Raw genomic sequence first — 13,189 nt, 5'->3', positions numbered from 1 at the left:
TTTTTACATCGCCCCTCCCGAGTGCTGACGGGCGACGGCCCGTTACCGGTAACGGAGCGAGGCGGTGCTGTTCCAGCCCGAGCGGGGCCGACGAGCACCATCGCCAGGGCTCGATCTTGCCAAGCGCCCGGCAAAAGGAGTATGATTCGGCGCTCTTTTTTGGCCCCGGCACCGTCCGGGCCGAAGAAAGAGCCAAGTCGTCCGCGCACGTTAACCACTCCGACGTGGCCGGATATCCAAAAATAAACCTGAACTGGAGTTGATCATGCCCAAGATCAAGACTAATCGCGGGGCCGCCAAGCGGTTCAAGATCACCGCGGGCGGCGTCAAGCGTCGTCAGTCGCACCTGCGTCACATCCTCACGAAGAAATCGTCGAAGCGGAAGCGTCAGCTCGGTTCGCCGGCCTACGTTCACGAGGCCGACGTCCAGCTCGTCGAGCGCATGATGCCCTACGGCAAGAAGTGAGGAGATAGACCATGGCACGAGTCAAGCGTGGCGTTACCGCCCATGCCAAGCACAAGAAGGTCCTGAACAAGGCGAAGGGTTACTACGGTGCGCGTTCGCGTACCTACCGCTCCGCCAAGCAGGCAGTCATCAAGGCCGGCCAGTACGCCTACCGTGACCGTCGCGCGAAGAAGCGCGTGTTCCGCGGCCTGTGGATCGCGCGTATCAACGCCGAGGCACGCAACAACGGCCTGTCATACAGCCGCATGATCGACGGCCTGAACAAGGCCAACGTCGAGGTCGACCGCAAGGTCCTGGCCGACATCGCGGTACACGACAAGGCGGGTTTTGCCGCCCTGGCCGAAAAGGCGAAGGCTGCCCTGGCAGGCTGATCCGGACCGATCTCGCATCGCGGGCGACCACCGGTTGCCCGCTCGGATCATCGAAAGGCGCCCGAGGGCGCCTTTTTTCGTTGAAGGCATTGATTTTACTCAGGTTTACGCCACAATAACGCCCTTCGCCGGAGGCCGGTCCTGCCCGACTTCCGGCAACGGGTGGCTAAGCAACTGGAAGGAGCGTGTAAGCGGTGAGCAACTCCCTGGACACCTTGGAGACCGACGCACTGGCGCGCATCGAGGCAGCCGACAGTCTCGACGCACTCGAGGCCTTGCGGGTGGAATACACGGGCAAGAAGGGCTCGATCACGGCCCAGATGAAGACCCTCGGCCAGCTCGCCCCCGAGGAGCGCAAGACGCGCGGGGCGGCCATCAACGCGGTCAAGGACCGCGTGATCGCTGCATTGAAGACACGCCGCGAGACCCTGCAGGCCGCCGCGCTCAAGGCCAGGCTCGATGCCGAGACCATCGACGTCACCCTGCCCGGTCGTCGCCGCCCGCCCGGGGCCAAGCACCCGGTCACCCAGATCACCGAGCGCGTCGCCGCCATCTTCCAGGCGATGGGTTTTCGCGTCGCCGAGGGCCCGGAGATCGAGGACGACTGGCACAACTTCACCGCCCTGAACATCCCCGAGAGCCACCCGGCTCGGGCGATGCACGACACCTTCTACTTCGACGCCAGCCACCTGCTGCGCACCCACACCTCGCCGGTGCAGATCCGCGCCATGCAGGAAGAAAAGCCGCCGCTGAAGGTGATCGCCCCCGGCCGCGTCTACCGCTGCGACTCGGACATGACGCACTCACCGATGTTTCACCAGATCGAGGTGCTCTACCTCGACGAGAACGTGCGTTTCACCGACCTGCGCGCCACGCTGGAGACCTTCCTCGCCGCCCTGTTCGAGCGCGAGGACCTGCCCATCCGCCTGCGCCCGTCGTTCTTTCCCTTCACCGAACCGTCGGCCGAGGTCGACATCCAGTGCGTCCACTGCGGTGGCGAGGGCTGCCGCGTGTGCAAGAAGACCGGCTGGATCGAGGTGCTGGGCGCCGGCATGGTCCACCCCAACGTGCTGCGCTCGGTGGATCTCGACCCGGCCGAGGTGAGCGGTTTCGCCATCGGCATGGGCGTCGAGCGCCTGGCTATGCTGCGCTACGGGGTCGACGACCTGCGGGCGTTCTTCGAGAACGACCTGCGCTTTTTGCGCCAATTCCAGTAATACACATCCCGTCGAGCCGGAGGCGCCGGCCGACCCACCGAATTTGTGCCCGGCCGCCTGCACCACCGCGGCGGCCGACCGGACCAAGGCCCGAGGACCTGACACCCGATGCTTTTTTCCGAGAACTGGCTGAGAACCTGGATTGATCCGCAGGTCGACACTCAAGCGCTGGCCCACCGCCTGACCATGGCCGGGCTGGAGGTCGATGCGATCGAACCCGCCGCCCCGGCCTTCGACAACGTCGTCGTCGCCGAGGTCAGAACCGTGCGTCCGCACCCGGATGCCGACAAGCTGCGCGTCACCGAGGTCTTCGACGGCGAGACCACCTGGCCGGTCGTCTGCGGCGCGCCCAATGTGCGCGTTGGGCTACGCGCCGCGCTGGCGAGAGTCGGCGCCACCCTGCCCGACGGCATGAAGATAAAAAAGGCGAAACTGCGCGGCGAACCCTCCCACGGCATGCTCTGCGGTGCCGACGAACTGGGGCTTTCCAGCTCTCGCGACGGCCTGCTGGAACTGCCCGACGACGCCCCCGTGGGTAAGGATCTGCGCGAGTGGCTGGATCTCGACGATGCCGTGATCGAACTCGGCATCACCCCCAACCGCGGCGACGTGCTCTCGATCGCCGGGCTGGCGCAGGAATGCAGCGCCCTGTTCGATGCCAGGCTGACCGCGCCCGACACCCAGGCCCCGGCCACGTCCATCGATGCCACCCAGCCGGCGGCCATCGAGGCGGCCGATGCCTGCCCGGTCTACCTCACCCAGGTGATCGAGGACATCCCGGCCCGCGGCGAGACCGACGTGCTGATCGCCGAGCGCCTGCGCCGCGCCGGCGTCTCGACGGTCGAGCCGATCGTCGATCTGTTGAACTACGTGATGCTCGAGACCGGCCAGCCGATGCACGCCTTCGACGCCGAGAAGCTCGACGGCGATATCCGCGTGCGCTGGGCGACGGCCGGCGAGAAGATGATCGGCCTGAACGAACAGGAACTGACGCTGGAGGAGGACTGCCTGGTGGTGGCCGATGCCGCCAACCCGATCGCGCTGGCCGGCATCATCGGCAGCCAGCCCTCCGGCGTATCCGGCGAGACGCGCCGCATCGTGCTGGAATCCGCCCACTTCACCCCCGAGGCGGTCGCCGGACGGGCGCGACGCTTCGGCCTGACCACCGACGCCGCCTTCCGCTTCGAGCGCGGCGTCGACCCGAGCCTGCCACGCCGGGCGATCGACCGCGCCGCCCAGCTGATCACCGAGCGGCTCGGTGGCCAGGCCGGCCCGGTGCTCGAGGCGAGCGGTGGCCACGAACTGCCCTCCCCGGCGCCGATCACGCTCGACATGGACTGGGCCGAGCGGCGCCTTGGTCTGCCGGTGGCCACCGACCGCGCCGCGGACCTGCTGACCCGGCTGGGCTGCGAGGTAAGGGTCGACGGCGACGTGCTAACCGTCGTGCCGCCCAGCCGTCGCTTCGATCTGGCCATCCCCGAGGACCTGCTCGAGGAGCTGGCACGCCTGATCGGCTACGACGAGTTCCGCGCGCCGATCGCGCGCATGACCCCGGAGATCGGCCTGCCGGCGGCCACCGACAACACCACGACCCGCATCGGCGATCTGATGGCCGACCGCGGCTACTTCGAGGCGATCACCTACAGCTTCGTCGATCCCGAGCTTGACGCGGTGATCACCCCCGACAGCCCGCCCATCGCCCTGGCCAACCCGATCGCTTCGCAGATGGCGGTAATGCGCCAGAGCCTCTGGCCGGGCCTGCTCGAGGCGGTCGCCCACAACCAGAAGCGCCAGCAACCGGCGATCCGCCTGTTCGAGACCGGCCACCGTTTTGCCGGCTCCACCGCCGAGGCGGCCCGCGAGACCGGCGAGCTGGCCTTCGTCGCCGCCGGGCTCGCCGCCCCGGAACAATGGGCCCAGGCCACCCGACCGGTGGACTTCTACGACATCAAGGGCGATCTCGAGGACCTGCTCGAGGGGCTCGGCCTGTCCGACAAGCTGACCTTCCGCGCAGGCCGGCACCCCGCTCTGCATCCCGGTCAGGCGGCCGAGGTGCTGGTCGACGGCGAAACGGTCGGCGAGTTCGGCGCCCTGCACCCTGACACGCTCAAGGCCTTCGACCTCAAGGGGCCGGTATTCGCCGCCCGGCTGTCGCTGGCCGGCATCGGCCAACGGTCGCTGCCGCAGAGCGCGACGTTGTCGAAGTTCCCGCGCATCCGCCGGGATCTGGCCCTGGTGACCCCGACAACGCTTGCCTTTAGCGACCTGGCGCGCGCCATCGAGACGGCCGGCGGCGAGTTCCTGCGGGAGGTGGAGCCGTTCGACCGCTACGTGGGAGAAGGCGTGGCCGAGGGCAGGCAGTCGCTGGCGGTAAAGCTCGTGTTCCAGAATGACGAGCGCACCCTCACCGACGACGAGATTACCGATACAATCAACCACATACTCGAACACCTCCGCCAGCACGACGTCGAGCTGCGCGGTTGACTTGACCCCGGGAACCGATTTACATGGCTCTTACGAAAGCGGATCTGGTAGAAACGCTGCACAACGAACTTGGCCTCAACAAGCGTGAAGCCAAGGACTTCGTCGATCTCTTCTTCGAGGAGATGCGGCAGGTGCTGGAATCGGGCGAGGACATCAAGCTCTCCGGCTTCGGCAACTTCCAGCTGCGGGACAAGAACGAACGCCCCGGGCGCAACCCGCGCACCGGGGAGATGATTCCCGTCACCGCCCGCCGGGTGGTGACCTTCCGCGCCGGCCAGAAACTCAAGTCGCTGGTGGAAGCCTATGACGGCCCAGAGCAAGACTGAATTCACCTTCCCGCCGATTCCCAGCAAGCGGTATTTCACCATCGGGGAAGTCGGCCAGCTGTGTGACGTCAAGTCGCACGTCTTGCGCTACTGGGAGCAGGAATTCGAACCGCTCAAGCCGATCAAGCGCCGCGGCAACCGCCGCTACTACCAGCGCCACGACATCGAGCTGATCCGCCTGATACGCACCCTGCTCTACGAACAGGGCTTCACGATCGCCGGCGCCCGCCAGCAGCTCGCCGCCCTGCCCAAGGCCTCCTCGCGCGAGTCCTCCAGTGCGCTCGAAGCGGTGCGCGAGATGCGCGAGCGCATCAGCCAGAGCGGCGGGAACCTGCTGGCGCTCGATCCCCAGAGCGAGCCCCGCGCCGAGGGCGAGTCACCGTCGCCGCACGAGTCCGGCGAGCCACCCCTGCCCGCCGGCCGCCAACTTGACCTGCGCGAGATCCGCCTCGGCCTCGAGGCCCTGGTCGACGAGCTGGCCCCCTACTGCAACAAGCGCTGACTCCCTGATTCGGAAATCCGGCACCCCGGCTCAGGCGGCGATATGCGCCCCGACCGGCCGTACTTCCGCCCCCCGACGACGCTCGACGAAATGACGCAGGTAACGCGCCTGCAGATCCGCACTCTCCAGCAGGATGAACAGGTCCGCGCAGCCGAACGCCGGGTCCCAGCACGGCTCACCGGCCACCGTCGCCCCCAGCCGCATGTAGGCCTTCAGCAGCGGCGGCAACCGTGGCGATACGCCCGCCCGCTCGCCGACGAGCGGTGGCAACGGTCGGCGTGGCCGGACCCGCCGGTCGGCCGGGGCCGGGTGGCAGTGATTGAGGTGATCGCTGATCGCCCGCGCCGTCGCCCCACCGTCGCCCATCGGAATCGAGGCACAGCCGATCAGGTAGCCGAAACGGTTGTCCGCCATGAATCGGGCCAGCCCCGCCCAGAGCGCGGCGATGGTCCCGCCGCGGCGCCAGCCCGGATCGACACAGGTCCGACCGATTTCCATGACCCGCCCCGGCAACTCACGGATCCCGGCGAGGTCGAATTCCTGCTCGGAATAGAAACCGCCGGTCAGGCGAGCCTGGGTATCGGTCAGCACCCGGGTGCAGGCGACCACCAGGCCGTCGGCATCCCGCACCATCAGGTGGTGGCAGTGCGGGTCGAAGCCATCGCGCTCGAGCCCCGCGTGCCCGGCGGGAATCCGCGCCCCCATTTCCTCGACGAACACGCGGTAACGCAGCCGGTAGCAGGCCTCGCGCTCGGCTTCGCTGGTCGCGAAGGCAACCGAAAGCCCACCGGATGCCCCGGGCCGGCCGTGCCGGCTTGCCTCGTCTGGCTGCATGAACCCTCTCCTTGACGTGGTGTGACCACGCGCAGGGTGGGGAGAGGAGTTGGCAGGAACATGACGGGAGCATGTCGATCCGATGACGGCCTCGCCACCCGGCGAGAACCGTCAATGCCACGAGGGGGCAAGTCCGGTCAGAGAGACTCCCTTGCCGGCGCTCAGCCAAACGACTCCATGAGCCGATCGGGGTCGTCCACCGGCGGCAGGCAGGCCGTCCCGCGACAGACATAGGCCAGCCCGACCCCGTCCTCCGGCCGCGGCTTGTCGGCGAGCAGTTCGTCGTCGCCGCTGGCGATCACGGTGATACCTCGCCGACGCAGATTGCCGATCGCCGCCTGCCAGGCAGGCAGGTCGCGCGCCTTGATCACCACCACCGGACCCGGTTGATGGAAACGCCGCAGGGCGGCCAGCAGACGGCCGTGGGCCTGCGGGGCGCGTTCGATCGAGCCGGCCGCGGCCTTGAAGATGCCCTCGGCGAGGGCCAGCCAGTTCGTGCGCCCCAGCGCGTAACCCAGCCGGGTGAGCGTATCGGCGAGCACCGCGTTGCCGGACGGCTGGGCATCATCGGTGAACACCACCAGTCCCGCCACCGGCGCCCCGTGCCCCACGTGGCTGAGACGAAATGCCCCGCCCGGATCGGCGAACCGCTGGGTGATGGTCTCGACGATCGCCTCGATGCGTCGCAGGCGCCCGCGACTCGGAGCACGAAACAAGGCCTCTGTCTCGGCCTCGAGCAGCAGCGCGAGGTCGTCGAGGAAGGCCGGTACCGAGGGGCGCCCGTCGAGGTGACCGGTGGGCAGGTCGGCCACGGCGGCCTCGGCAGGCACCAGCCGGTCGAGCAGGTCGATTCCGCGGCTCGCCCAGTCGTCACGCCCCAGCCGACTGCCGGCGCGCATCAGTCCGGTGGCCAGCAGGGCGTTCAACCCGAGCAGGGACTTGTCGTCGCGCTTGGGCTGGGGACGGGCATCACGAACGGACAGGAGCGCATGGCGCACCGGCTCGTCCAGGGGGTGCACCTCCTCGACCCGTTTGGCACGGTGTACCGCGGCGAGATGCCAGCGCCCCTCGAAGTTGGCCGGCCGGTCGAGGCCGTAGTCGCCGAGAAACCACTCGATGCGGGCGGCGTCCAGGCCGGCCGCCTCCAGCACCGAGCGCACCTCGTCGGGGGTCCAGAGGTAGGTGGCGCCCTCCTCCCCCTTGGTATCGGCATCCAGGCTGGCCGCGAAGGTGCCGTCGGGCAGGCGCATGCGCTCGAGAAAGTGCGCGATGCTCCGCTCGAGCAGTGATTCGATCACGGCACGACGTTCAGCATTCTCGGGGGCCAGCAAGGCAAAGCGTGACAAGGTATCCGGCAGCTGGGCGTTGTCCAGCAGCATCTTCTCGAAGTGGGGGATGGTCCAGTCGGCATCCACGCAGTAGCGGAAAATGCCGCCGTCGAGGTGATCGAACAGCCCGCCGTCGAGCAGGGCGGCCACGGCATGGTCCAGCCGCCCGCCCCCGTCGGCATCCCGGGCGGCCGCCTCGTCGATGAGAAAGTCGAGTATCGGCAACTGCGGGAACTTCGGTGCCCCGCCGAGTCCACCGTGCTCATCGTCCAGTGCCCCTTCGAGGCGAGCGCGGGCGGCATCGACCCGGGACACCGGGGGCAGCTCGTCGCTGCCCGGTGGCGTGGCGCTCAGGGCCCGGTGAACGGCCACGCCCTGCTCGCGCGTCTGGTCGCGCTTCTCGCGGTAGGCGCTGTGCACCCGTTCGAGCAAGTCGGCAAAGCCGGGCATGCCGAAACGCGGCTCGGCGGGGAAGTAGGTGCCGATGAAGAACGGGGTCAGGTCATCGGGGTTGAGAAAGGCGGTCAGCGGCCAGCCGCCGCCCCGCTGGTTCAGCAGCGCGTGCGCGGTCTGGAACGTCTTGTCGAGATCGGGGCGCTCCTCGCGATCGACCTTGATGTTGATGAAGTACCGGTTCATCACCGCGGCGATCCCCGGATCGGAGAAGCTCTCGCGTGCCATCACGTGGCACCAGTGGCAGGCGGCGTAGCCGATCGAGAGCAGGATGGGGCGATCCTCGGCGCGGGCGCGATCGAGTGCCTCGTCGTTCCAGGGATACCATTCGACCGGGTTGTCGGCGTGAGCCTGGAGGTAGGGGCTGGTGGATTCGAGCAGGCGCGGATTGGCCATCGGTGGCTCCATTGACGCGGGGAATGGGTGTCGCGAGAAAGAGCCAACGATACTGGTAGACTCGTGCGCGTTTCACAACAACGGCCCTCCCCATGGACTATCCCGTCATCGACCCCGTCGCCCTGCAGATCGGCCCGCTGGCCATTCACTGGTACGGGCTGATGTACCTGTTCGGCTTTGCCGGCGCATGGGCGCTGGCCCGCCTGCGCGCGCGTCGCCCCGACTGGCCGATCAGCCCGGTGCAGGTCGATGATCTGCTGTTCTACGGAGCACTGGGCGTGATCGTCGGCGGGCGCGTCGGCTACATGCTCTTCTACCAGCCGGGCATGCTGATCGACTCGCCCTTGAGCCTGTTCGCGATCTGGGACGGCGGCATGAGCTTCCACGGCGGATTGCTGGGCGTGCTGGTGGCCATGGCGCTCTATGCGCGCCGGCAGGGGCTGGCATTCTTCACGCTCACCGATTTCATCGCTCCGCTGGTGCCGGTAGGCCTGTTCTTCGGCCGAATCGGCAACTTCATCAATGCCGAGCTCTGGGGCAGTCCCACCGCCCTGCCCTGGGGCATGGTCTTTCCCGGCGGCGGCCCGGAGCCGCGCCACCCGTCGATGCTCTACGAGGCCTTTCTCGAGGGGCTGGTGCTGTTCGCGCTGCTATGGGTCTTCTCCATGCGCCCGCGGCCACGCATGGCCGTCTCGGGTCTGTTCCTAGCCGGCTACGGAACCTTCCGCTTCGCCGTCGAGTTCGTCCGCGAGCCGGATGCCCACATCGGCTATCTCGCGGGCGACTGGCTGACCATGGGTCACGTCCTGTCCGCGCCCATGATCCTCGCCGGTGCTGCCCTGCTCGCCTGGGCGTATCGCCGCGGTATCATGGATCGCCCCGCTCACACCCAAGCTGGAACCAAGTCCGAATGAAGGCCTATCTCGACCTGATGCAACGCGTGCTCGACCACGGCGTGGACCGCGATGACCGCACCGGCACCGGCACACGCAGCGTATTCGGCCACCAGATGCGCTTCGACCTCGCCGCGGGCTTCCCGGCGCTGACCACCAAGAAGCTGCACCTGCGCTCGATCATCCACGAGCTGTTGTGGTTCATCAGCGGGGACACCAACGTGCGCTACCTGCAGGACAACGGCGTGCGCATCTGGAACGAATGGGCCGACGAGAACGGTGACCTGGGTCCGGTCTATGGCGCGCAGTGGCGCTCCTGGCCGACGCGCGACGGCGGCACCATCGATCAGCTCGGCGGCGTGATCGAGCAGATCAAGACCAATCCGGACTCGCGCCGGCTGATCGTCACGGCCTGGAATCCGGCCGACGTCCCCGAGATGGCGCTGCCACCCTGCCATCTCTTGTTTCAGTTCTATGTCGCCAACGGCAAGCTTTCCTGCCAGCTCTACCAGCGCAGCGCCGACATCTTCCTCGGGGTGCCCTTCAACATCGCCAGCTACGCCCTGCTGACCATGATGGTCGCCCAGGTCTGCGACCTCGAACCCGGCGAGTTCGTCCACACGCTGGGCGACGCGCACCTCTACCACAACCATCTCGACCAGGCACGCGAACAGCTCACGCGAGAACCGCGTTCCCTGCCGACCATGCGCATCAACCCCGCGCGACGGACCATCGACGAGTTCGTCTTCGAGGACTTCGAACTGGTCGACTACGACCCGCACCCGCACATCAAGGCCAAGGTCGCCGTGTAACGAGATCGAGCTGCCAACATCGCCAGCCTCGGGTCGAAAGAACGGATTGACATGAACGCCCCCCGTATTTGGGCTAGACTGCCGGGTCGATCCCACTTCATTGCCGCAAGGCAGGAATTCCCATGCGCGTCAGTCTCATCGCCGCGATGGCCCGCAACCAGGTCATCGGTCGCAACAACCAGCTCCCGTGGCGGCTGCCGGCCGACCTCAAGCATTTCAAGCAGCTGACCATGGGCAAGCCGCTGATCATGGGACGCAAGACCTTCGAGTCGATCGGCAAACCGCTCCCGGGCCGCACCAACATCGTGGTCACGCGCGACCAGGGCTTTGCCGCCGAGGGCGTGATCGTGGTGCATTCGCTCAATGCCGCCCTGGCCGAGGCCGAAAAGCACCTCGACGAAAGCGAGGAGGCCATGGTGATGGGCGGGGCCAACATCTACTACCAGTACCTGCCGCGTGCCGACCGCATGTACCTGACGCTGGTGGAAGTGGAGATCGCCGGCGACGCGCACTTCCCCGTCTACGTACCCGACGAGTGGGAGCTGACCGAGGCGACGCGCCACGACCCCGACGACAAGAACCCCTATCCGTACCAGTTCCTGGTCTTCGACCGCGTCCCGACCTGAACCTCGGCCGGCCGCACCGGTCTGACCCGATCCAAGACATCAGCTATCATCCGGTGAAAGGATTCCCGAACCGCGCGGCGCCGCATGCCGCCGGAACCGACAACTACGGAGTCCGCATGAACCAGCCCTCACTCGACCTGCGCGACGAATTCGATTACCAGCCCGAGCTGATCGCCCGGCTGGTCCACGTCTACGACATCGCCGTCAGGCATCGCTGGATCTACGCCAGCGGGATTGCCCTGACCGGCGCGTTCTTCATGCTGCAGTGGTCGCTCTTGGCCGACACGGCCCAGTACGGCCACCCCTGGGTGGGCGTGCCGCTGATCGCGATGGCCGTCTGGCTGGCCCTGGCCCCGGCGGCGACCGTCGCCAAGTGGGTGTCCCTGCCGGCGCATTTCAGTGGCGACTACCTCTCCTACCGCGACATCCACTGGATGCAGCAGATGACCGAGCGCCACCCGGTGCTGGTCACCACCGCCGAGCCCTTCCTCAATGCACGCGAGCCGGTGCCGGTCGGCGCGTTGCGCGAGTTCTGGGCACCACTGGTCCGCGAGGAAGAGCGCCAGCAACGCTGAGCTCATTTCTTCTTCGGAAGACGCACCTGCCGCTCGGCCTGCTCGAGCACGTGATCGTGAAAGCTGCGCATCACCGGGGTGTCGCGCTTGCCCTGGCGCTGGACCATGTACCAGTGCCGGATGATCGGCAGCCCGACCACGTCCAGTATCACCAGCCGGCCGGTCTCCAGCTCGAGCTCCAGGGTGTGCTGGGAGACGATGCCCACACCCAGTCCCGCCTCGATCGCCTGCTTGATCGCCTCGTTCGAGCGCATCTCCAGCCCCGGCTTGACCGCGAACCCGTGCTCTTCGAAGAACCGTTCGATCGCCGCGCGCGTGCCCGAGGCGGATTCGCGCTGTACGAACCGGTGCTGCGCGAGCTCTTCCAGCGCGATCGACTTGCGCCCGGCCAACGGGTGATCGGCGGCAGCGATCGCGACCAGCGGGTTTTCCAGGAACGCCTCGGAATGCAGGTCCGCGTCCGTGGGCGGCTCACCCATGATCACGATGTCGGCCTCGTTGTCCGCCAGTTGCCGCAGCAGTCGTTGTCGGTTGGTCACGTCCAGGCTGATCGACACACCGGGATAACGCTTGGAAAAGTCGGCCAAGAGGCGGGCGACGAAGTAGTTGGCCGTGCTCGCCACGCTGACCCGCAGGTGGCCGCGGTGCACCCCCTTCATCCCCTCCAGCACCTCCTCGGCCTCGGTGATCACCTCGAGGATGCGCTGGGCGTAGCCGTAGAGCTCCCGACCGGCGTCCGTGAGGTACAGTTGTCGGCCGGTCTGCTCGAACAGGGGCAGGTCGACATTGTCCTCCAGCTGACGGATCTGCATTGACACCGCAGGTTGCGTAAGATGCAGCTTCTCGGCTGCCTTGGTGTAGTTGAGGAGTTCGGCCGCGGCACTGAAGACGCGCAGCTGGTGCAATGTGAATCGGATCATCGGCTATTCCATAAGGCTTTCTTTATGGTGAACATCATTTATTTTGAATTGCTTTGATGGTCGGTGGACGTATAGTATCGGCCGAGACGAAAGAGGGGCCTTCCCCCTAGGTCGATCCCAAACCCAATGCCAACCTTACCCTTCCGGAGGATCGCTATGGCGACTAAAAGTTACAGCGCGGGCGTAAAAGATTACCGCGAAACCTACTGGATGCCGGAGTACACGCCGCTCGACACCGACCTGCTGGCGTGCTTCAAGATCACCCCGCAGCCGGGCATCGATCGCGAGGAAGCCGCTGCCGCCGTTGCAGCCGAGTCCTCCACCGGTACCTGGACCACGGTGTGGACCGACCTCCTGACCGACATGGACTTCTACAAGGGTCGCGCGTACCGCATCGAGGACGTGCCCGGTGACGACACCGCCTTCTACGCCTTCATCGCGTACCCGATCGACCTGTTCGAGGAAGGCTCTGTCGTCAACGTGTTCACCTCGCTGGTCGGCAACGTGTTCGGCTTCAAGGCCATCCGTGGCCTGCGCCTGGAAGACGTCCGCTTCCCGATCGCCTACATCAAGACCTGTGGTGGTCCCCCGCACGGCATCCAGGTCGAGCGTGACAAGCTGTCCAAGTACGGCCGTCCGATGCTGGGCTGCACCATCAAGCCGAAGCTGGGCCTGTCGGCCAAGAACTACGGCCGTGCGGTCTACGAGTGCCTCCGCGGTGGTCTCGACTTCACCAAGGACGACGAGAACATCAACTCCCAGCCGTTCATGCGCTGGCGTGACCGCTTCCTGTTCGTCCAGGAAGCCACCACGACCGCCGAGAACCAGACCGGCGAGCGCAAGGGTCACTACCTGAACGTCACCGCGCCGACCCCGGAAGAGATGTACAAGCGTGCCGAGTTCGCCAAGGAGATTGGCGCACCGATCATCATGCACGACTACATCACCGGCGGTTTCACCGCGAACACCGGCCTGGCCAAGTGGTG

At 66.8% G+C, this 13,189-nt stretch carries 13 protein-coding genes and 1 pseudogene; 11 read left to right on the top strand and 3 right to left on the bottom strand.

The genetic code is table 11. The features are described from left to right. Positions 1 to 265 precede the first annotated feature (265 nt). The 6 genes and pseudogenes from rpmI to ACLFRM_RS06880 all read left to right on the top strand — a co-directional run. Positions 266 to 466 carry a 50S ribosomal protein L35 gene (rpmI, locus tag ACLFRM_RS06905; protein ID WP_125198480.1) on the top strand — a complete coding sequence of 67 codons (201 nt, stop codon included), beginning with the start codon at positions 266 to 268 and terminating at the stop codon, positions 464 to 466. Positions 467 to 477: 11 nt separating this feature from the next. Beyond that, positions 478 to 837 carry a 50S ribosomal protein L20 gene (gene rplT, locus ACLFRM_RS06900; protein ID WP_410755002.1) on the top strand — a complete coding sequence of 120 codons (360 nt, stop codon included), beginning with the start codon at positions 478 to 480 and terminating at the stop codon, positions 835 to 837. Positions 838 to 1,031: 194 nt separating this feature from the next. Then, positions 1,032 to 2,054 (top strand): phenylalanine--tRNA ligase subunit alpha, encoded by a 1,023-nt coding sequence (pheS, locus tag ACLFRM_RS06895; protein ID WP_410755001.1) that lies wholly within the window; start codon positions 1,032 to 1,034, stop codon positions 2,052 to 2,054. Positions 2,055 to 2,162: 108 nt separating this feature from the next. After that, positions 2,163 to 4,538, top strand: coding sequence for a phenylalanine--tRNA ligase subunit beta (gene pheT, locus ACLFRM_RS06890; RefSeq protein ID WP_410755000.1), 2,376 nt, complete (start codon positions 2,163 to 2,165; stop codon positions 4,536 to 4,538). 23 nt (positions 4,539 to 4,561) lie between these two features. Next, the gene (locus ACLFRM_RS06885; protein ID WP_125198477.1) at positions 4,562 to 4,864 is read left to right on the top strand and encodes an integration host factor subunit alpha; all 303 of its coding nucleotides are present in this window, start codon (positions 4,562 to 4,564) and stop codon (positions 4,862 to 4,864) included. Continuing rightward, positions 4,842 to 5,106, top strand: a pseudogene (locus tag ACLFRM_RS06880) (MerR family transcriptional regulator); the annotation flags it as partial. The gene ACLFRM_RS06885 and the pseudogene ACLFRM_RS06880, both read left to right, overlap by 23 nt. A 290-nt stretch (positions 5,107 to 5,396) precedes the next feature. Here ACLFRM_RS06880 and ACLFRM_RS06875 read toward each other — a convergent pair. Further along, positions 5,397 to 6,200 carry a GNAT family N-acetyltransferase gene (locus ACLFRM_RS06875; RefSeq protein WP_410754999.1) on the bottom strand — a complete coding sequence of 268 codons (804 nt, stop codon included), beginning with the start codon at positions 6,198 to 6,200 and terminating at the stop codon, positions 5,397 to 5,399. Positions 6,201 to 6,361: 161 nt separating this feature from the next. Next, complete coding sequence (locus ACLFRM_RS06870) at positions 6,362 to 8,377, bottom strand: thioredoxin domain-containing protein (RefSeq protein WP_410754998.1); 2,016 nt, start codon at positions 8,375 to 8,377, stop codon at positions 6,362 to 6,364. A 92-nt stretch (positions 8,378 to 8,469) separates the two neighbouring features. Here ACLFRM_RS06870 and lgt point away from each other — a divergent pair, with 92 nt between their 5' ends. The 4 genes from lgt to ACLFRM_RS06850 all read left to right on the top strand — a co-directional run bounded on the left by lgt (position 8,470) and on the right by ACLFRM_RS06850 (position 11,283). Further along, the gene (lgt, locus tag ACLFRM_RS06865; RefSeq protein ID WP_410754997.1) at positions 8,470 to 9,291 is read left to right on the top strand and encodes a prolipoprotein diacylglyceryl transferase; all 822 of its coding nucleotides are present in this window, start codon (positions 8,470 to 8,472) and stop codon (positions 9,289 to 9,291) included. Further along, positions 9,288 to 10,082, top strand: a complete 795-nt coding sequence (locus ACLFRM_RS06860) for a thymidylate synthase (protein ID WP_410754996.1) — start codon at positions 9,288 to 9,290, stop codon at positions 10,080 to 10,082. The genes lgt and ACLFRM_RS06860 overlap by 4 nt, the downstream gene beginning before the upstream one ends. A gap of 122 nt (positions 10,083 to 10,204) precedes the next feature. After that, complete coding sequence (gene folA, locus ACLFRM_RS06855) at positions 10,205 to 10,708, top strand: type 3 dihydrofolate reductase (RefSeq protein ID WP_410754995.1); 504 nt, start codon at positions 10,205 to 10,207, stop codon at positions 10,706 to 10,708. A 116-nt stretch (positions 10,709 to 10,824) separates the two neighbouring features. Further along, positions 10,825 to 11,283 carry a hypothetical protein gene (locus ACLFRM_RS06850; protein ID WP_410754994.1) on the top strand — a complete coding sequence of 153 codons (459 nt, stop codon included), beginning with the start codon at positions 10,825 to 10,827 and terminating at the stop codon, positions 11,281 to 11,283. Between the two features lie 2 nt (positions 11,284 to 11,285). On the opposite strand, the gene ACLFRM_RS06845 is transcribed toward ACLFRM_RS06850, so the two are convergent. Beyond that, positions 11,286 to 12,203, bottom strand: coding sequence for a LysR family transcriptional regulator (locus ACLFRM_RS06845; protein ID WP_410754993.1), 918 nt, complete (start codon positions 12,201 to 12,203; stop codon positions 11,286 to 11,288). Positions 12,204 to 12,359: 156 nt separating this feature from the next. Here ACLFRM_RS06845 and ACLFRM_RS06840 point away from each other — a divergent pair. Next, positions 12,360 to 13,189 (top strand): ribulose-bisphosphate carboxylase large subunit (locus tag ACLFRM_RS06840; RefSeq protein ID WP_410754992.1); only part of this gene is annotated, 830 nt, incomplete at its 3' end.

This window comes from Guyparkeria sp. (genome assembly GCF_046540515.1).
GTDB lineage: Bacteria > Pseudomonadota > Gammaproteobacteria > Halothiobacillales > Halothiobacillaceae > Guyparkeria.
The sequence above is the reverse complement of the archived record's forward strand: the minus strand, read 5'-3'. Positions and strand labels throughout refer to the sequence as shown.